The organism is Mesobacillus stamsii (assembly GCF_030814065.1).
GTDB lineage: Bacteria > Bacillota > Bacilli > Bacillales > Cytobacillaceae > Mesobacillus > Mesobacillus stamsii.
In genome coordinates this window covers 49,872-65,344 of the sequence record NZ_JAUSUN010000013.1, presented here as the reverse complement: position 1 = coordinate 65,344, position 15,473 = coordinate 49,872, and the positions used below count along the sequence as shown (strand labels likewise).

The window sequence follows — 15,473 nt, the reverse complement described above, 5'->3', positions numbered from 1 at the left end:
TTCGTGTCGCATCTTGTTTAAAAAAAGCTTCTGACCAAGATTCTGCCCCGATCACTCACTGAATCGAAGTTTGATATATTTGATGAGTGCAAGATATTCTACGCCGAACCTGCTGTTTGAATGTGTTTCCGTAACAGCTGATTCAAATTCCGACAAATTCCCCCTAAAACATCCACGAGTAACTTCTACTTCTCCGGAAGCAGTTGCATATGCTGTTAACGTGCCGTTTTCTGATCCGACAGGAGTAAACCAGACTACGTGTTTCGCAGATTTAATTCTTGCGTCATTGTATACCCGAGCATCACCGTACACCCGAGCATTACCGTATACCCGAGCATTACCGTATACCCAAGCATTACCGTATACCCGAGCATTATCAGACACCCAAGCGTCACCGTATACCCGAGCATTACCAGACACCCAAGCATTACCGTATACCCGAGCATTACCGTATACCCGAGCATTACCGTATACCAGAGCATCACCGCATACCCGAGCATTACCGCATACCCAAGCATTACCGTACACCCAAGCGTCACCAAACCAATCTAAATTTTTATCATTTTCAATCCAGCCACCGAGATCACCTTTTGCAACGCCTCCAAAATCTGTAATTGCTTTGATTTGAAATAGTTTCACACCATTAAGTTCTTTCACGGTTTCAGTCAGGACATATTTTTTATTAGACATATTTATCCTCCTTCTCACTTCTGTATTTCTCTGCCTCAAGTTTTGTTATATCTTCATAAAGTTTGATTTTTCTTTTGTGTAATTCAATTATTTCTTCGCCTTCATTTTTCCACTCCCTTGCTGAACTACATGAGTCAACTATCAATATCGTTTTTCAGTTTTCATCCATTTCAATTTCATCGCAATAAAAAATATTGGAGCAGCTAGCACATTTTATAAGATACTGTTCCCTAGCAGTGTTGCCTACTACATAACGTAATAACGGTTCATATACCCTATAAAAATGACGCTCTTTACAATGACGACATTCTTCTGAAAATGTAATATGACTCCCAAAATGTTTATCGGGTCTTTCTTCGTTTACTGCGTATATCGTTCTTATTTCTCCACAAAACTCGTCTTGAAACGGTACCAAAAAAGCCATACTTTCAATCGTTCCTTTCCATTTTGTATTTTCATTGGATTGTTCAGCAAATTAACTGCATCTGTCCATTGGATTCGTTAATAAATTCAGTCGCAAAATCCTCTTTTATAAGTACTTCGAAAATCGCTTCTAATACATTAACGACAATACTATTACCAGCTAGTCTATAGAGTATTCCATTGGTACACCCTTTTCGTGTTGGATGTGCTTTTAACACTGCTTCATAATCTTCATCATCAAAACCCATCAATCGCCAACATTCTTTTTCGGTTAGCATCCTGTATTCACCTTCACCTATATCGATAATGCCGCTATTAGGACAACGATTTTGTTTAGTGGTAATTGTCCATGTATAATCCTCTATTTTTGTCAGTCTGCCTGCAAAACTGCCGCTGTCATTTTTACCGATTTTGCTTAGCATGGAAGGTGTTTTAATTCTGTATAAATCACTTCCCTTTTTTTCTAGGTATTCGCTTATATTCCTCATAGGCTTTTTCTCTAGCTTTGAGAAATCAAAAACCTTTCGACCGAGTATGCTAACAACAAATACTCTTTCTCGCTTTTGAGGTATTCCAAAATCCATAGCATTTAACACATCAAAAGTATTTGTATAGCCTAATTCTTTCATACGCACCAAGTACTTATTAAAACTGTGAATCATATCTTTATCCAATACACCTTTGACGTTTTCCCATACTACATATCTTGGTTTCCATTCGCCCATATGTTCTATTATTCTTAAAGTTTCCCACATTAACGAACTACGTGTTTTGTCCTCATCACTGCCACCTAGCCGAATACCAGCCCTTGAAAAATCCTGGCATGGTGAACCATGTACAAGAATATCAGGCTTTAAATCATATCCAACAACCGAAGTGGCCTTATAACGATTATCGTAAAGAGCGTTATAGGCACGAACTGCTTTTTCATCGATCTCCACATAATCGATCGCTTTGTGATCTACACCTAAATTGATTAGGGCTTTTCGTGGAGCTCCAATTCCTCCAAACAATTCAAGTATCTTAATCACTTCTTTCACCTCTCTTGCAGCATAATATATGTCATCTTCTATTCTGTTTTGTGTTTTTATCGAAATGTGTATTAAGGTAATCACACATTTATCATTTTCCCTTCTAATCAAAATCTAGGAAACAACCACATCCACCTATATCCAACATGTCACACTGGATGGGTTCTTTCTCCAGATCTTCTAATGATTTAGTTTTCATAAATGTAAATTGTTTTTTTATATCCTGTCCTTTATGACTCTTTCCAAAAATCCAGTTCTTTGTGTGCTTGTTACTATCAATTATGTGTTGAATTTTTGCCGACTTATTTCCTGTACTAACAAACTCCCAAACATCTTTATACATATAGTCTTTAACTTTTCCACTCCTAATTGCCGACTGCTTTGCATAGCGAATATAATCGCTTATTACAATCTCTTGCTCCATGAGCTCGATGAATGTCTTCTCATCTTTAATGAGTAAATTCTTGTAGTGACCTTGTCCAGCCTTTACACATCTTCCTTTGCAGTTGTTATGAGTAAACTGCATATCGTAAAGCCTGGGCTGTTTAATACCGTATTTAGCTAAAACGGCATCATTATTAATCACATTTTCTATCAATGGCATTTCGACTTTAAACGGCTTCCAATTGTGCCGGATTGGGCCCTCTCTGTGCATTTCCTCGAATCCAATACCAAAGTATATGGTAGCGTCTGAAATGAAATCATCGGCTTTCAGATGATGCCTGTTATGCCATTTCTCAACCTCTGGAACAATACCTTTCTTCAAAAAGTTTGAGGACACTTTCATTTTCAATTCTTTCGAGCAAGTGCCCACTCGATTGTTAGCCATGAATTTCTGCTGTACCATCAACTGCGGAGGTGTAATACCCCTGCTATTAATCAGCATAGGCAGTTCTAGTTTGTCGCTGGCTTCATAAATGAATCTATAAAGGTCCTCATCTTCCCACATAGTATCAGTGAAGTACAAAACGATATTGTCATCTGGAAAAATTGTTTTTACGTAATCAGCGACTGAAAAACTACTTTTTCCACCAGAAAAGAAAATAATGTGATTTAGCAACTTTATTTCTCCACCTTCTCCGATAACCGAAAAATTATTTTATTTACCTCTGCAATCAGCTGCTCTTGCGTCATTTTGGAGTAACCTTTAATTTTGTTCTTTTTACAAGCATGTCTTAACGCTGTTATATTCCAAGTCTCAACGGCTGGGATATTAATTACTACCGGTTTTTCATCCATCTATTTCCCCTCCTGTAATCCGAATGGTAAATCCATACCTGGAGGCAGCACCCACAGATGATACATATTCGCCTCGTCCACCAACTCACTGTCCTTTGGAAATACTTCCAATGCAATGCTTTCAGGTCCAAATATTTGATCCTTTATCCACTGCTTCTCTATCCAAGTAATGTCGGTACTGGCAGCGTTACGGATGCATGCGTGCTGAACTGTTCCCCAATCGGTTTCTACATCCCGAATCATGACAACATATTTGCTTTTTTTGTCTCGGTAGACTCGATCAAGTTCACCGAACCATCCTTCCCATTTTTTCAATTGCTTTGGGGATGGATGTCGGATCCAACCTACAATTTGGTGTTTTACTTGTCGTCTGCGTTCAGATCTAGTCATGTTTTTCCTCCAAATCTCTGCATGAAATACCACTGTACTTTGCAAGTATTTGCATCTAACATTAATATCCATTATCCTGTCGCTTGTGATTGATTGCATTTTTATTCATGTAAGCTTGTTAACTCAATCATCTTCCATCCATGATCATGGCTAGTAGTTCTTCCCACCATGCTTATATGACCGATACTTGTTCTTCTCCATTTTCTTCAGTATCATGTGTTCCAAGTCATATTCATTCATTCCACAAAAGTCAAACACTCGAATGCACACATCGGCTAATTCTTCCACAAGGTTTTCTACATCGCCTTTGCGATCTGCTTCTAAAGCTTCACTTACCTCGCTGTGGATTAAAGCCAGCGTCGTGCCTGTTTCCATTTGCTCATCATGCCATCCTTTGGACTGTGCTGTTTTATACGCTTCTTTGCATAATTGATTAATCACACTATCACTCTCCTTAATTGATACTTACTGATGATACCGCCTATTTGCTCTGCTTTTATGCCTAAAAACTCCGCAATCTCTTTTGGCATGCATCCCCCTACCGTACATGATAACGACGTCTGTGAGCATGTCCTGCGTCCACCTTAACTGCAATTCCCTTACTGCTTCATATTTGATTTCCGTTTCGCAATCTTCATTCATAGCAATCTGCAACAATTGCTGTTTATTTGCTATCGTCCAATTCATCGTGCTATCCTCCCCTTATCTTTCAACTGCCTAATCCTTGAGTAAATGGATTTATCCGTTCTTCCATCTAAAATTTTCATAATCTCGGCAACCGGCATCTTTCTGTTTCTGCATTCTATTAAAATGTCATCTTCTTCCAGAGAATATTGTTTGTGATAGACATAATGTTTATCTGTCCACAGGTGCTTAACAAGCTCTGTGTGGATAAAATCTCCGCATACTGGACAATGAGCCTTAAAGTTTTTCTTTTTAATCGCTCGAAATAAAAAATCAATATCACAATCCTTGCACCAGTAGACAAAATATTTATTTTTTGTCATGCCTGCTCCCCTTTAAAAATTCATTTACACTACATTAAATGCCGATTTATTGAGATCAGCTAACCATATTGGCGTGATCGCGCATTTTACCTAACGCCTTTTTTAATATCCGACCAACATGCGGCTGGGACATCCCTACTTCTGTTGCAATTTCACGTTGAGATAGTTCGTGCACGTAGTGTAAAGTAATAAAAAACCTTTCCTGTCTGTTCAACTTAGACATAAGCAGATTAAGTAAACTGGTATCAAAAAATTGATATTTATCTTCCACACTTATAAGATCGTGTAGTGTTCCTGGATTTCCATTAAGCTGTTCGTTTTCTTTGTCCATGCTAACGATTTTGCCTTTTCGCTTTTGTTGGCTGAAAAACCTGACTGTCTTGTGCATTTCTTTCTGCATGTTGTAATAAAGAAATTGCCCAAACTCGACACCATAATCAGCAGAAAAATTTCTAGCTGACTTAATCAATGCTTCAACACCAGCATCATGTACCGCATCGAAACCATATCCGCCAAAACGCCTGTTAAAAATACTAATGAATTTATCCGTTAGTTCTGCGTATTTTTCCGCAAGCTCCCTTTGTTCTGATGACAATGCCAATTGATCACTACTATAAACCTTTGGCATATCGGTTCAACCTCGCTTCCAAGAGTGCAATCCATGATTTTTGTAAATTTACCTCATATTCCAGATCGTCATTTTCTTTTCGCAATTTCACGATTTCTTTCGTCAGGTATTTCGCCAAGTCTACCGACTCCTCCAAAGCCATCATGAGCCAGTCATATTCGCTGTCTAACGCTTCATCGATGGCCTTACCATACTTCGCTATTCCTTTCACGTCTTGATCATCTATGAGCCTTCTAAACGTGTCTATGACGGTCTGGCTTATTTGCGGTCTGTGGTGCTCATAATTCATATTTTGTATTTTTTTAATTGGGATGGTAACTCCTGGTTCAATCATCGTTTATTCACCTTCCTCTTTCCGTTTGAATTGTAATACCGGTCATTTACATCAACCTTGCGTAACCGATCTTTTAATCTCCTGATCGTATAGGCGTAATTTTTCCCACGTTTCTCGAGCGAATTGATTCTTTTTTTCGCATGGAATAAATCTCTGCGCAATAGTTCATTTTCGTCAAATAGCCTGTCCAGGTCTGGTATTTCGTCCATTTATATTCCACCCTTCGAAACATTCTGCATATGCTCATACCGTTTCTTTAAAATTTGGATTGCTTCGCTTGTGCTCGTATATGCGTTTTTCCATCGTTGAGCATCTGCTTCTGCGATCGCTTCTTCCCTTCTTGATTGTGCCCCGATAACTTCTGCTGCTGCTTCCTTTTCTTTTGCTGTTTTGGTTTCTGTTCCTTCCAAATCTGCCCATATAGCGATAACTTCTCGATCAATTCTTTCGGCAGTTCTTCATTCAGCAAATTTGCTTTTTTGTAAAGAGCCAATAATCTCTCGGCCCTGTTCATGCCACCGGTACCTCGTTATTTGGCATTTTTCTTTTCCTCCTTTTTTATCCTGGCATATTCATCTAGCTCTATAAAACCCCCATACTTATTCACTTTTTTTAATAGTTTTAGAGTTTTATCTGGATGTTTTGCATAAAACAGTTTCTTTTTTAGATCAAACACTTGTGTTGTTTGCCCTTTTATATCTACAATTTCTACTCGTCCGTCTGGATAGGTCACTTCAAAATCTGCGATATAGTGGATTGGATGAATCCATTTCCCTTCTTTTCGGAATCCGTTTTGTAATAAGAATTTAGGTTGTAGCTCAAACGCTAGTATTTCTCCTGTACGCTGTTTTTCTTTTAATTTAAGGTAATACTCCCCCTCAACTTTAGAATCAAATGTAAAGCCATCTATGGATGTTTTAACCGCATTATATTTACTCATCAGAACGGAAGATCATCATCTGAGATACCGATTTGACCACCGCCAGCGAATGGGTCATCATTCTTCACCTGTTGCCCTGTATCGGCTTTCTTTTCCTTTTGGCTGTCATTGCCCTTTGTATCTAAAAACTGCACGGATTCCGCTAGTATTTCAGTCACATAAACACGTTTCCCATCGTTACCCTCATAACTCCGTGTCTGCACCTTGCCATCCACTCCAGCAAGCGATCCTTTTTTCAGGTAGTTCGCTGTGTTCTCCGCTCCGTTCCACTGAACAACATTTAAAAAGTCCGCTTCCTGTTCACCTTGCGCATTTTTAAAATTCCTATTTACCGCTAATGTGAAGTTCGCCACCGATTTTCCATTTTGCGTTATGCGTAAATCTGGTTCCTTAGTCAATCTACCAACTAGCACGACTCTATTTAACATGAATTTCACTCCATTTCGTGTTATACTATTTTTAGGCTCCTCTTGATTCGTAAAGGCCGGAAGCCTGAGTCAAACAATCTTAAAATTCGACGCTTTAACCTTCTTTGGAAGGTTATTTTTTATCGGATTTTCCATTCTGACCTCCTAGTTATCTCTCCTTTTGCTAATCTATCAAGCGATAAAAGCAGAATACTTAGTTCTGTGTGATTAAAATATGCAGCTATATCCACCAATCCTTTTCCTTGTTTCCATAGACTTTCAAAAACGTTTATTTCTTCCATGCTCCAATGCCAGCGTATTTCTTCAATATCCTCAAGCGAGGTATATATATTTAACCGTTCCTCGCTCATATAATTTGATTCAAGTGTGTTAATTGTCCGTTTTTCGTAGCTTCTCATCGCTTCACCTTTTCATTGCCGCAAGTTCCGCTGCTAGTTTTTCTCTCTCTACTTCAAAGTCATCATCGTATTCATGTTGTCCTGATTTTTGTTCTCCGGCTCTCTGCCATTTTTCAAAGTCCACAGGAAGCGCTTCTTTTTTTGGTTTAGGCTTGTCCGTTTTACCAGCCTTGATCTGGATAACTAATTGATCGTACTTGTCTCTTAACTTAGAGACTGACAATATATTTGTTTTCCAAAATTGATGAGTCTGACTCCAATCAATCACATAAGTTATTTGTTCTGCATTACGTTTATCAATCTCCATCATTAGCCTTATGTCATCTGCCCACTTTTGTAAATTCGGTTGTTTGTATTCCGAATTGTTTAGTAATATTTTTTTAAATAACCGATCAGCTAATTGATAGTGGATAGAGTCGACGTCGTAAACTCGTTTGCGACTATTAATCTTTTTATTCTTTTCATTTTTATCATTCTTTACATTCTTTACATTCTTGTTTGTGATCAACTGTTGTTCATCTGTTGTGCATTTGTTGTTCATTTGTTGTTCAGTTTCTTGATATTCATACCACTTAAGTATTGATACAACACTGTATTTATTGGTTTTTTTGATGTTCAACATTCCCCACTTTTCTAGATTGTTCAAGTACCTCCACCACGAAATCTCACTTTGCTTAAAATTAGGTTTCATACCCTTATTTAAGTCGTCAGAAAGGGAACTTCTTCCCGTAATAAATTCGCCTTCTTTTAGCATAATATTTTGATTTCCGACTAGTTGATTGTGCTCTTTATGAGATGCTTTCATCAGGCAATACATCCAAAGTTTTAAATAGTAAGGGTCTTGCCAGATGATGCTGTCCATTGTTTTTCTGTATAGCTTTACGTACCCTTGCATCCCCTCACCTTCTTACTCATTTTCTTGTTTTTTAACAACTTTTCTTGCAGCTGAAATCCATCCGTTTAATGTTTTTATCGCTGATTTTCCTTCGCTTGATGTCAATATTGTAATATCATCTACTGCTAGAGCTTTTAATACATCTTGTTCTGTTTTTCCGCGTAACCTCGCAAACTCCAATACTTTCATTTTTAGCTCACCAATTTCTTCCGATGATATAGGTTCTGGCTTTTTATACACTTCTGATTTTTCCTGGAATGCATCTGGGTCATCTTTATCTGTTGCAATATTAAACTGTTTAAGCAAAAAATATTTTTCCGCATATGTTAAGGCCTTGCCGACACCTTTTTCCCCAGCTATATCTACTCCCTGTCCATAAAACGGCAAGGATAGTGTTTCACTAGGATTGTCCGCGTTAATCCATGTATACTCGAGATCTAATTCAGTAAAATAAGTTGTTGTTCTCTTTAAGTTTCCATTTTTATCTTTGTTTTCCACTGTTTCCGATGACACGTTATGTCCGATGATCTTAACAGTTAGTAATATTCCAAGTCTGTCCAATTGTTGACGTACAGCAGATAACACTTGTGAGCTACCTACGTACTGATATTGGTGCCCTTGCGCTTCTTTTTGGAGGTATGGAACAATCTTTCTAACTTCCAATAATTTTTGATAGATGGATAGATTATCAGACATACAGCTCCGCCTCCTTAACCTCAATATTTACTCCATCATCGCGCCATGTATTGACGACAGCAGAGGATAATTCCCTCATGCCATCAGCTACTGGAAGGAACCATTTATTATTAATATGGAATACGGTAATAGTCATCGAATCCGCAATCCTTCACTCTGTCTCATTTCAACGCCAGGTACTTTTACGCCATTCTTCAAATCTTGTAAAATAGTTTTTTTATCCAGCTTAGGCTCCTGCTCAATAAAATAGTTTTTTGGTATAATATTTTCTTTTAATACCTCAACACCAGGAGGATTTTTTTGAATATTGAATGAGAACAATTCTGTTTTTAACTTCTTAATATTTGTTTGAATCATGGATTGCTCAAGTGCTTCTTTCAGTCGCTTCGTGTTCCCTTCGATGCTTCTCCTCCGGCCTGCCAATCGTTCTTCTTCTGATTTTATGGCTAGTGCTTGTCCTTCCAAGTTTTTAATGATTTTTGCATAGCCGACAGCTTTTACTTCGATGGCATCGTTGAGTGATTCGAGAGTATCGGCAAGGTTTTCTCCTCCGTCCTCGATTAGTGATTGAATGTGTTGGTATGCTGCTGTGAGAGAGTATAAATTCATTTTATAGTACCTCCTCTTTGACAAACGCGAATGCGCCATGAATGCCATTCGTACCTGTGCTGCCAACAATAAATGAATCGCAATCAAGTTCCTCAATCGGCTGACTAATGATGCTTGCAAACCGTTTCGCGCGGTTTTCAGCTTCTTCACGAAATACAGGGTTATAGTTATCCCCTTCGAACTGTGTCATGTGGATACTTAGATACGCTCCTGAATCAATCGCATCGGACAAAAACTGCATGAGTCGTTCCTTATTCATGTGAGTGAGCCTCCTTTAATGATTCGATGTATTTTTCGCAAGCTTCCTCTGTTTCAAAAAACTTGCTAGTGTCGTGAAAGCTCGTTGAAGTGTTACTGCCTACACGCTTGTGTTTAATTTAAAATAATCTAAACCGCAATATTCAGGTTCTTAGATTGCCTTTCGTACGCTTCCTGTTCTTCGGATTCTTGCAATGTCAGGATGCTCGATATCCACTTTTCTCACCTCCCTTCAATGTTTATGACGAACAATGTTGGACCCTTAATCTCTCCGATGACTTCATCTATCAAATATTTCTTATGCTGCATATTCTTTAGCTGCTTTGCAGAACGAATTAAGTCCTCAGCTCGCTTAATCACCAGATCATAATCACCCTCTACTAGAGCATTTTCAGCTCTGGTTATGCAGGAATAGCTGCAGCTGTAATGCGTCACTGCTTTTTCAAGATCGTGTGGTAATACATTAAATGGTTTGTTCACTCGAATTCCCCCATGAAGTGTAAAATTGTTACTCCTAAAAGCATTAGTGGCAGTATGATGATTGCTGTTGCTAATGCGCCCATCAGCTGAGCACCAATTTATTCAAGTATCTGTTAATGAAGTATTGCTGACCTTTACCAGTTACCTTAGTTGTTTTGGATATGGTGACATGTCCGTCAGAATGAGTGACTGCTGTTTCTTTGACTTCAAACAAGCCCATTTCCATTGCTCTTTGTGTCGGACTATTGTAATCAGCACCCTTACGTTTTATCAGGTAACCATCCTGGCGCAATTCCTCGAAAAGCCGCTTTTGTCCAGTGCCATATCCGTTTTGTTTTAGCAACTTGGCGAGATCACCGATTAAGATAGAAGTTTTTGACGCGCTCACCGCATCGGCGAAGATGACTTTTGGTTTGTCGATCTGGATTTGCTGCTCGAGCTTTTTCTTTTCTGTTTGCTCTAAAATCCATTGTTGTGCTCTTTCAATTGGATCCTCAATTGCGTAAGAAGGAAGATTTTTATTTGCCAATTCTGCCCTCATCTTTTTAAATTCCTGAATGAACTTTACTTTAAATTTCATTGCTTCTGGAGTGGTATATGACATAGCGACAATAGTGAAAGCATCTTCAGTCAATAAATACCTTTTGGCCATCTTGTTGTTATCAGCCTTATAAGTTTCCAGTCCAAAGTTGGACTTGAGAAATTCCACTTCTGCTGCTTCAAATAATTTGTTTGTTTGATTTTTGATGTCTCGTACAACGTGCTTGTGCTCCTTGCCAAAAACCTCAGCAACAGTTAACGAATCTGTAACAACCTCGTTGTTTTCGACAAAAACTAATTCTTTCATCCGGTTTCCTCCTATGCTTGAAACTTTTATTTATTAATCTTTTCGTTCATCAAATTTCGCAAATTCGATAAAAGAGAAAGGCTTATTCATCCTGGTCAATACTGTCCATTAATTCGATTATTTTTTTGCATTTATAACGGCTGATTACATGTCTTTCATCTATTTCTTTCCTTTTTTTCGAAACTTCATAAAATCTCGTAGAGAAAGAGTACACAAATGCAAATGTGATAAAGTAAGTTGTTTCTTCAATAATCTCGAATTTCCATTCGTGATTATGCTCTGTTGCATAATCCAAGTCCATTTTAATTTCTTCAACTAGATCAGCGCCGTATTGTTTTTCCAATTGTTTAAAGTCGATTTCTGTTTGTTTTTTCATTTTTTTACTCCTCCTTTATTTTGTTGTTCTGCCATAATAAGTGGTACAGATCTGTTGATAAAAAATTCCATCATTTTTTGTTGTACTTCGGGAGGTGGCATTGCCTGGTGCTTTTTCATTTAGACAATCTCCTTTAAATAATATCTTTCTCTCTCATAGTACGAATAAATTCGTACTTGTTCCCAAAAAAAATAATTTCTTTTGGTACTTTGTAAACCACATGAACTTTTTCAATGAAAGAAAATGGTACATTGCTCGAATCCCTTTCATAGCTTGATAAAGTTTGTGGATGAACACCGAATTTAACTGCTGCTTCTTTTAGTGTATATCCAGCGTTTGTACGAGCAGCTTCCAATGTTAAACCAAATTTCATTTTGTTTCCTCCTTTCTTATTAACTTAATAATATACGATTTTATTCGTATTGTCAACGAAAATAATCGTATTTTTTATATAAATAATCCTATTAATTTACTAAACTATTCGATATAATAATGAAGAAAGGAGGTGAACGATATGCCTAGACCAAAAAATACACCCATGCAAGAGAGTATGAAGCAATATGTTAAGGAAGCATTGGCTACATACATGAACTCAAGAAAAATATCTCAAACTGATTTGTCCGTTAAGACAGGAATACCAAAAACAACCATTAATGGCTATGTAAATGGAACATCATTGCCGACTCCTGGTAACTCCGAAAAACTGTCACGTGCTTTAGGTATCGACAAGGGAGATATTGACCCACGTTTTAGAGACGATGTAGATGCTTCCAATTTATCTAAAGTTGAGCCTATGACTATTAAGATTCCAGTCCTCGGAAAAATCGCTTGTGGAGAGCCGATTTACGTAGCGGAAAATTTTTCTGGTTATCAGTACGAATCAATAACAGATCTACCGTCTGGAAACTTATACTACTTAGAAACAGAAGGGAAATCGATGGAACCGACAATCCCAAACGGATCTAAAGTTTTAATCAGAGAGCAACCAGAAGTAGAAAATGGCGAGATAGCTGCTGTACTCTTAAATGATGAAACAGAAGCAACTTTGAAACGAGTTAAAAAACAAGGGAATACAATAATTCTCATGCCTGATAATCCATCGTTTGAACCATATATTATCGATAAAGATCACCCGGCCAGAATTATTGGGAAGGCAATCCGCTTTACTCAAAACTTGTAATTAAATATCTAGCTAGAGATTTAATGGGAGCAGCCTGATCAGCTGCTCTTTATTTTAAGGAGGATGGTGCGTGATGACTGTGGGGATTTATATTAGGGTAAGTACGCAAGAACAGGTACAGGAAGGATATTCGATATCTGCTCAAAAAGAACGTTTGAAAGCTTATTGTATTGCTCAAGGGTGGGATGATTTCAAGTTTTATGTGGATGAGGGATTGTCAGCAAAAGACACAGATCGTCCGCAATTAAAAATATTATTAGAACATATAAAAAGTGACTCAATCAAAACTGTCCTCGTATATAAATTAGACAGGCTTACCAGATCTGTATTGGATTTGTATCGATTGCTCGAAACGTTTGATAAATATAATTGTGCTTTTAAATCAGCAACAGAAGTGTACGACACCACAACAGCGATGGGAAGAATGTTTATTACCATTGTTGCGGCATTGGCTCAATGGGAGCGAGAAAACCTAGGTGAAAGGGTAATTATGGGGCAGGTCGAAAAGGCGAGACAAGGCGAATACAGCGCAAAGGCTCCTTATGGATTTGATAAAAAGGATAACAAACTCATCATAAACGAACAACAAAGCAAGATAATTTTATCGTGGATTGAGGAAATCAAATCAGGAACATCAATCAGAAAACTATCAGATATGATGAATAACAGTAATGTTAAACCGATCAGGGGTTATAAGTGGCATATTGCTACCATGTTAGATATCCTCCACAACCAGGCATTGTATGGTGCGCTAAAGTGGAGAGATGAAGTTATTGAACAAACTCACGCAGGAATTATCACAAAAGAGGAATTTAATAATATTCAACATATCCTTAAAAGCAGGCAAAATTTAAAAATAAGAGAAACAAATAGTATATTTATTTTCCAAATGAAATTAAAATGTCCTACTTGCGGAAATAGATTGACATGTGAACGATCTAGTTATTTTAGAAAACGAGACTTGGCTCAAGTAGAAAGAAACTATTATAGATGCCAAGCTTGCGCATTAAATAAAAGACAAGCTTTTGGAGTTAGTGAAATTAAAGTAGAGAAAGCTTTATTAGCTTATATGGACGGATTAATATTTGAAAATGAATATCATGAACCTAAAGAAAAGAATAATGATTTAATAAATAAATTCGAACAACAAATCAATACCGTAAAAAGACAAAGAGAAAAATTTCAAAAAGCCTGGTCTAAAGACCATATGACTGATGATGAATTTACGAAACAAATGTTAGAAACTAAACTTAAACTTGATGAATTGACAGCGGAATTAAATCAGATTACTCCAAAAGAAAATGAACAAGTGGACCAGAAAAAGATAAAAGAATTGTCAAAAGACTTTGTTGCGAATTGGGCCCACTTACCACCACATGATAAAAAGCAATTTATGGCCACGTTTGTAGAAAGCGTAGAAATCGAAAAGAAAGAAGGGAAGGCATTTGTTAATGGTGTTCATTATTTTTGATTTTTTTATTTGTATTTATGCAAACTTTATACAGACGAAATGTTCTTGTGTTAAAAAGCGCATATCATTCATGAGGTATTTTGCACCGTCCTCCGGCGACCGGATGACATAGCGTTCATCGAGGGTATGGTTGGCAATGCGCCTGCCGATTTCAACGGCAGCAAGAACATGGATCGCTTTTGCTTGGCCAATCCCTTTCATTTGCGTCAGCTCTTCAAGGGTTGCATCCTTTAACATACGCAGCCCCTCAAACTGAGAAAGCATCCGGTTGGCAAGCTGGAGGACTGATTCCTCACGCGACCCCGTACCTAATAACAGCGCAAGCAATTCATGATTGGAAAGGCTTTGGGGACCGTTTTGAATAAACCGCTCCCTAGGCCGTTCATTTTGAGGGTAATCTCTGATCTTTAATGAATGTGTAGACAATAGAATTTCCTCCCAGTCATGATTATGACGAGGGAAGTGTAGAAGAAGTTTCTGTAGTTTTCTTTTCATAAGGAAGGCTATAACCGATTTTTCTTAACTCCCTGATCAATCTTGATACAGGAAGTCCAACAACTGTGTAATAATCCCCATCGATTGCTTGGACAAGCATGCTGCCGAATCCCTGAATCCCATAGCCGCCAGCCTTATCAAATGGTTCACCGCTCTTAATATAGGTGTCGATTTCTTCGTCTGACAATTCCCAGAACGTCACATCTGTTTTTTCATAAAAACGCGTTTCCTTCTCAGGGGAGATGATCGATACTCCGGTAAAAACTGAATGAGTATCTCCAGACAGTTTTTTAAGCATCTTTGAAGCTTCTTGTCCGCTTACAGGTTTTCCAAGGATCATTCCATCATGGACCACGACCGTATCGGCACCAATCACGAAACAATCTGGAAATTGCTGAGCTACTATTTTCGCTTTTCTGGAAGCAAGCTCCATAACTGCTTCAGATTGGCTCAAGTTCTCACTGAAACTTTCATCTGCGTCACTGCTCGAGATTTCGAATTTCAAGCGGAGGTTTTCAAGAAGTTCTTTTCGCCGTGGAGAAGAAGAGGCTAAAATGAGGCGTTGCATAACATCACCTTTCTTTATGGATTGCATCAAGGGAGATACAAGCTAATACTATCAGAGTTCACCATTTGCGACAATCCTTATCTAACAATT

The 15,473-nt window shown here is 37.9% G+C and carries 28 protein-coding genes and 1 pseudogene; 2 read left to right on the top strand and 27 right to left on the bottom strand.

The window, feature by feature from the left end:
* Positions 1 to 51: 51 nt before the first annotated feature.
* The 25 genes from J2S25_RS11810 to J2S25_RS11690 all read right to left on the bottom strand — a co-directional run bounded on the left by J2S25_RS11810 (position 52) and on the right by J2S25_RS11690 (position 12,042).
* Positions 52 to 729 (bottom strand): hypothetical protein, encoded by a 678-nt coding sequence (locus J2S25_RS11810; protein WP_307191997.1) that lies wholly within the window; start codon positions 727 to 729, stop codon positions 52 to 54.
* Between the two features lie 428 nt (positions 730 to 1,157).
* Positions 1,158 to 2,144 (bottom strand): DNA cytosine methyltransferase, encoded by a 987-nt coding sequence (locus tag J2S25_RS11805; RefSeq protein ID WP_307191996.1) that lies wholly within the window; start codon positions 2,142 to 2,144, stop codon positions 1,158 to 1,160.
* 103 nt (positions 2,145 to 2,247) lie between these two features.
* Positions 2,248 to 3,204, bottom strand: coding sequence for a hypothetical protein (locus tag J2S25_RS11800; protein WP_307191995.1), 957 nt, complete (start codon positions 3,202 to 3,204; stop codon positions 2,248 to 2,250).
* Between the two features lie 2 nt (positions 3,205 to 3,206).
* The gene (locus tag J2S25_RS11795; protein WP_307191994.1) at positions 3,207 to 3,383 is read right to left on the bottom strand and encodes a hypothetical protein; all 177 of its coding nucleotides are present in this window, start codon (positions 3,381 to 3,383) and stop codon (positions 3,207 to 3,209) included.
* Positions 3,384 to 3,773, bottom strand: coding sequence for a DUF7694 domain-containing protein (locus tag J2S25_RS11790; protein ID WP_307191993.1), 390 nt, complete (start codon positions 3,771 to 3,773; stop codon positions 3,384 to 3,386).
* Positions 3,774 to 3,923: 150 nt separating this feature from the next.
* Positions 3,924 to 4,214: a MazG nucleotide pyrophosphohydrolase domain-containing protein gene (locus J2S25_RS11785; protein ID WP_307191992.1), complete on the bottom strand. Its 291-nt coding sequence runs from the start codon at positions 4,212 to 4,214 to the stop codon at positions 3,924 to 3,926.
* Between the two features lie 24 nt (positions 4,215 to 4,238).
* On the bottom strand, positions 4,239 to 4,460 hold the full coding sequence (locus tag J2S25_RS11780; protein WP_307191991.1) for a hypothetical protein: 222 nt from the start codon (positions 4,458 to 4,460) through the stop codon (positions 4,239 to 4,241).
* The gene (locus J2S25_RS11775; RefSeq protein WP_307191990.1) at positions 4,457 to 4,780 is read right to left on the bottom strand and encodes a hypothetical protein; all 324 of its coding nucleotides are present in this window, start codon (positions 4,778 to 4,780) and stop codon (positions 4,457 to 4,459) included. The genes J2S25_RS11780 and J2S25_RS11775 overlap by 4 nt, the downstream gene beginning before the upstream one ends.
* A 55-nt stretch (positions 4,781 to 4,835) precedes the next feature.
* Positions 4,836 to 5,408, bottom strand: a complete 573-nt coding sequence (locus tag J2S25_RS11770) for a sigma-70 family RNA polymerase sigma factor (RefSeq protein WP_307191989.1) — start codon at positions 5,406 to 5,408, stop codon at positions 4,836 to 4,838.
* Entirely contained in the window at positions 5,392 to 5,742 is a 351-nt protein-coding gene (locus J2S25_RS11765) for a hypothetical protein (RefSeq protein ID WP_307191988.1), read from the bottom strand. Before J2S25_RS11765 ends, J2S25_RS11770 begins: the two co-directional genes overlap by 17 nt.
* On the bottom strand, positions 5,739 to 5,951 hold the full coding sequence (locus tag J2S25_RS11760; RefSeq protein ID WP_307191987.1) for a hypothetical protein: 213 nt from the start codon (positions 5,949 to 5,951) through the stop codon (positions 5,739 to 5,741). Before J2S25_RS11760 ends, J2S25_RS11765 begins: the two co-directional genes overlap by 4 nt.
* A complete protein-coding gene (locus J2S25_RS11755) occupies positions 5,952 to 6,152 on the bottom strand; it encodes a hypothetical protein (RefSeq protein ID WP_307191986.1) in 201 nt (66 codons plus the stop codon).
* A gap of 119 nt (positions 6,153 to 6,271) precedes the next feature.
* Positions 6,272 to 6,682, bottom strand: coding sequence for a DUF1064 domain-containing protein (locus J2S25_RS11750; protein ID WP_307191985.1), 411 nt, complete (start codon positions 6,680 to 6,682; stop codon positions 6,272 to 6,274).
* A complete protein-coding gene (ssb, locus tag J2S25_RS11745; protein WP_307191984.1) occupies positions 6,682 to 7,110 on the bottom strand; it encodes a single-stranded DNA-binding protein in 429 nt (142 codons plus the stop codon). The genes J2S25_RS11750 and ssb overlap by 1 nt, the downstream gene beginning before the upstream one ends.
* A 119-nt stretch (positions 7,111 to 7,229) precedes the next feature.
* A complete protein-coding gene (locus J2S25_RS11740; protein ID WP_307191983.1) occupies positions 7,230 to 7,508 on the bottom strand; it encodes a hypothetical protein in 279 nt (92 codons plus the stop codon).
* Positions 7,509 to 7,512: 4 nt separating this feature from the next.
* Positions 7,513 to 8,403 (bottom strand): phage replication protein O, encoded by an 891-nt coding sequence (locus J2S25_RS11735; RefSeq protein ID WP_307191982.1) that lies wholly within the window; start codon positions 8,401 to 8,403, stop codon positions 7,513 to 7,515.
* Between the two features lie 12 nt (positions 8,404 to 8,415).
* Positions 8,416 to 9,099, bottom strand: coding sequence for an ERF family protein (locus J2S25_RS11730; protein ID WP_307191981.1), 684 nt, complete (start codon positions 9,097 to 9,099; stop codon positions 8,416 to 8,418).
* Positions 9,092 to 9,235, bottom strand: a complete 144-nt coding sequence (locus J2S25_RS11725; RefSeq protein ID WP_307191980.1) for a hypothetical protein — start codon at positions 9,233 to 9,235, stop codon at positions 9,092 to 9,094. The genes J2S25_RS11730 and J2S25_RS11725 overlap by 8 nt, the downstream gene beginning before the upstream one ends.
* A complete protein-coding gene (locus tag J2S25_RS11720) occupies positions 9,232 to 9,708 on the bottom strand; it encodes a siphovirus Gp157 family protein (RefSeq protein ID WP_307191979.1) in 477 nt (158 codons plus the stop codon). Before J2S25_RS11720 ends, J2S25_RS11725 begins: the two co-directional genes overlap by 4 nt.
* 1 nt (position 9,709) lies before the next feature.
* The gene (locus J2S25_RS11715) at positions 9,710 to 9,967 is read right to left on the bottom strand and encodes a hypothetical protein (RefSeq protein ID WP_307191978.1); all 258 of its coding nucleotides are present in this window, start codon (positions 9,965 to 9,967) and stop codon (positions 9,710 to 9,712) included.
* 221 nt (positions 9,968 to 10,188) lie between these two features.
* A complete protein-coding gene (locus J2S25_RS11710; RefSeq protein ID WP_307191977.1) occupies positions 10,189 to 10,446 on the bottom strand; it encodes a hypothetical protein in 258 nt (85 codons plus the stop codon).
* A gap of 82 nt (positions 10,447 to 10,528) precedes the next feature.
* On the bottom strand, positions 10,529 to 11,293 hold the full coding sequence (locus J2S25_RS11705; RefSeq protein WP_307191976.1) for a phage regulatory protein/antirepressor Ant: 765 nt from the start codon (positions 11,291 to 11,293) through the stop codon (positions 10,529 to 10,531).
* An 82-nt stretch (positions 11,294 to 11,375) separates the two neighbouring features.
* A complete protein-coding gene (locus J2S25_RS11700; protein WP_307191975.1) occupies positions 11,376 to 11,669 on the bottom strand; it encodes a hypothetical protein in 294 nt (97 codons plus the stop codon).
* The gene (locus J2S25_RS11695; protein WP_307191974.1) at positions 11,666 to 11,788 is read right to left on the bottom strand and encodes a hypothetical protein; all 123 of its coding nucleotides are present in this window, start codon (positions 11,786 to 11,788) and stop codon (positions 11,666 to 11,668) included. Before J2S25_RS11695 ends, J2S25_RS11700 begins: the two co-directional genes overlap by 4 nt.
* 14 nt (positions 11,789 to 11,802) lie before the next feature.
* On the bottom strand, positions 11,803 to 12,042 hold the full coding sequence (locus tag J2S25_RS11690; RefSeq protein ID WP_307191973.1) for a helix-turn-helix domain-containing protein: 240 nt from the start codon (positions 12,040 to 12,042) through the stop codon (positions 11,803 to 11,805).
* Between the two features lie 141 nt (positions 12,043 to 12,183).
* Here J2S25_RS11690 and J2S25_RS11685 point away from each other — a divergent pair, with 141 nt between their 5' ends.
* Together J2S25_RS11685 and J2S25_RS11680 are read left to right on the top strand one after the other, a co-directional pair.
* Positions 12,184 to 12,849: a LexA family protein gene (locus J2S25_RS11685; protein WP_307191972.1), complete on the top strand. Its 666-nt coding sequence runs from the start codon at positions 12,184 to 12,186 to the stop codon at positions 12,847 to 12,849.
* Positions 12,850 to 12,922: 73 nt separating this feature from the next.
* Positions 12,923 to 14,320, top strand: a complete 1,398-nt coding sequence (locus J2S25_RS11680; RefSeq protein WP_307191971.1) for a recombinase family protein — start codon at positions 12,923 to 12,925, stop codon at positions 14,318 to 14,320.
* A 27-nt stretch (positions 14,321 to 14,347) separates the two neighbouring features.
* Here J2S25_RS11680 and J2S25_RS11675 read toward each other — a convergent pair.
* Positions 14,348 to 14,746, bottom strand: a pseudogene (locus J2S25_RS11675) (UPF0758 domain-containing protein); the annotation flags it as partial.
* Between the two features lie 22 nt (positions 14,747 to 14,768).
* Complete coding sequence (locus J2S25_RS11670) at positions 14,769 to 15,383, bottom strand: Maf family protein (RefSeq protein WP_044392967.1); 615 nt, start codon at positions 15,381 to 15,383, stop codon at positions 14,769 to 14,771.
* Positions 15,384 to 15,473 lie beyond the last annotated feature (90 nt).

Bases quoted from the DNA above. Each gene is read 5' to 3' on its own strand.
- J2S25_RS11795 (WP_307191994.1), bottom strand. From the start codon at position 3,383: ATGGATGAAAAACCGGTAGTAATTAATATCCCAGCCGTTGAGACTTGG.
- J2S25_RS11790 (WP_307191993.1), bottom strand. From the start codon at position 3,773: ATGACTAGATCTGAACGCAGACGACAAGTAAAACACCAAATTGTAGGT.
- J2S25_RS11780 (WP_307191991.1), bottom strand. From the start codon at position 4,460: ATGAATTGGACGATAGCAAATAAACAGCAATTGTTGCAGATTGCTATG.
- J2S25_RS11775 (WP_307191990.1), bottom strand. From the start codon at position 4,780: ATGACAAAAAATAAATATTTTGTCTACTGGTGCAAGGATTGTGATATT.
- J2S25_RS11770 (WP_307191989.1), bottom strand. From the start codon at position 5,408: ATGCCAAAGGTTTATAGTAGTGATCAATTGGCATTGTCATCAGAACAA.
- J2S25_RS11765 (WP_307191988.1), bottom strand. From the start codon at position 5,742: ATGATTGAACCAGGAGTTACCATCCCAATTAAAAAAATACAAAATATG.
- J2S25_RS11760 (WP_307191987.1), bottom strand. From the start codon at position 5,951: ATGGACGAAATACCAGACCTGGACAGGCTATTTGACGAAAATGAACTA.
- J2S25_RS11750 (WP_307191985.1), bottom strand. From the start codon at position 6,682: ATGAGTAAATATAATGCGGTTAAAACATCCATAGATGGCTTTACATTT.
- ssb (WP_307191984.1), bottom strand. From the start codon at position 7,110: ATGTTAAATAGAGTCGTGCTAGTTGGTAGATTGACTAAGGAACCAGAT.
- J2S25_RS11740 (WP_307191983.1), bottom strand. From the start codon at position 7,508: ATGAGAAGCTACGAAAAACGGACAATTAACACACTTGAATCAAATTAT.
- J2S25_RS11735 (WP_307191982.1), bottom strand. From the start codon at position 8,403: ATGCAAGGGTACGTAAAGCTATACAGAAAAACAATGGACAGCATCATC.
- J2S25_RS11730 (WP_307191981.1), bottom strand. From the start codon at position 9,099: ATGTCTGATAATCTATCCATCTATCAAAAATTATTGGAAGTTAGAAAG.
- J2S25_RS11725 (WP_307191980.1), bottom strand. From the start codon at position 9,235: ATGACTATTACCGTATTCCATATTAATAATAAATGGTTCCTTCCAGTA.
- J2S25_RS11720 (WP_307191979.1), bottom strand. From the start codon at position 9,708: ATGAATTTATACTCTCTCACAGCAGCATACCAACACATTCAATCACTA.
- J2S25_RS11715 (WP_307191978.1), bottom strand. From the start codon at position 9,967: ATGAATAAGGAACGACTCATGCAGTTTTTGTCCGATGCGATTGATTCA.
- J2S25_RS11705 (WP_307191976.1), bottom strand. From the start codon at position 11,293: ATGAAAGAATTAGTTTTTGTCGAAAACAACGAGGTTGTTACAGATTCG.
- J2S25_RS11700 (WP_307191975.1), bottom strand. From the start codon at position 11,669: ATGAAAAAACAAACAGAAATCGACTTTAAACAATTGGAAAAACAATAC.
- J2S25_RS11695 (WP_307191974.1), bottom strand. From the start codon at position 11,788: ATGAAAAAGCACCAGGCAATGCCACCTCCCGAAGTACAACAAAAAATG.
- J2S25_RS11690 (WP_307191973.1), bottom strand. From the start codon at position 12,042: ATGAAATTTGGTTTAACATTGGAAGCTGCTCGTACAAACGCTGGATAT.
- J2S25_RS11685 (WP_307191972.1), top strand. From the start codon at position 12,184: ATGCCTAGACCAAAAAATACACCCATGCAAGAGAGTATGAAGCAATAT.
- J2S25_RS11680 (WP_307191971.1), top strand. From the start codon at position 12,923: ATGACTGTGGGGATTTATATTAGGGTAAGTACGCAAGAACAGGTACAG.
- J2S25_RS11670 (WP_044392967.1), bottom strand. From the start codon at position 15,383: ATGCAACGCCTCATTTTAGCCTCTTCTTCTCCACGGCGAAAAGAACTT.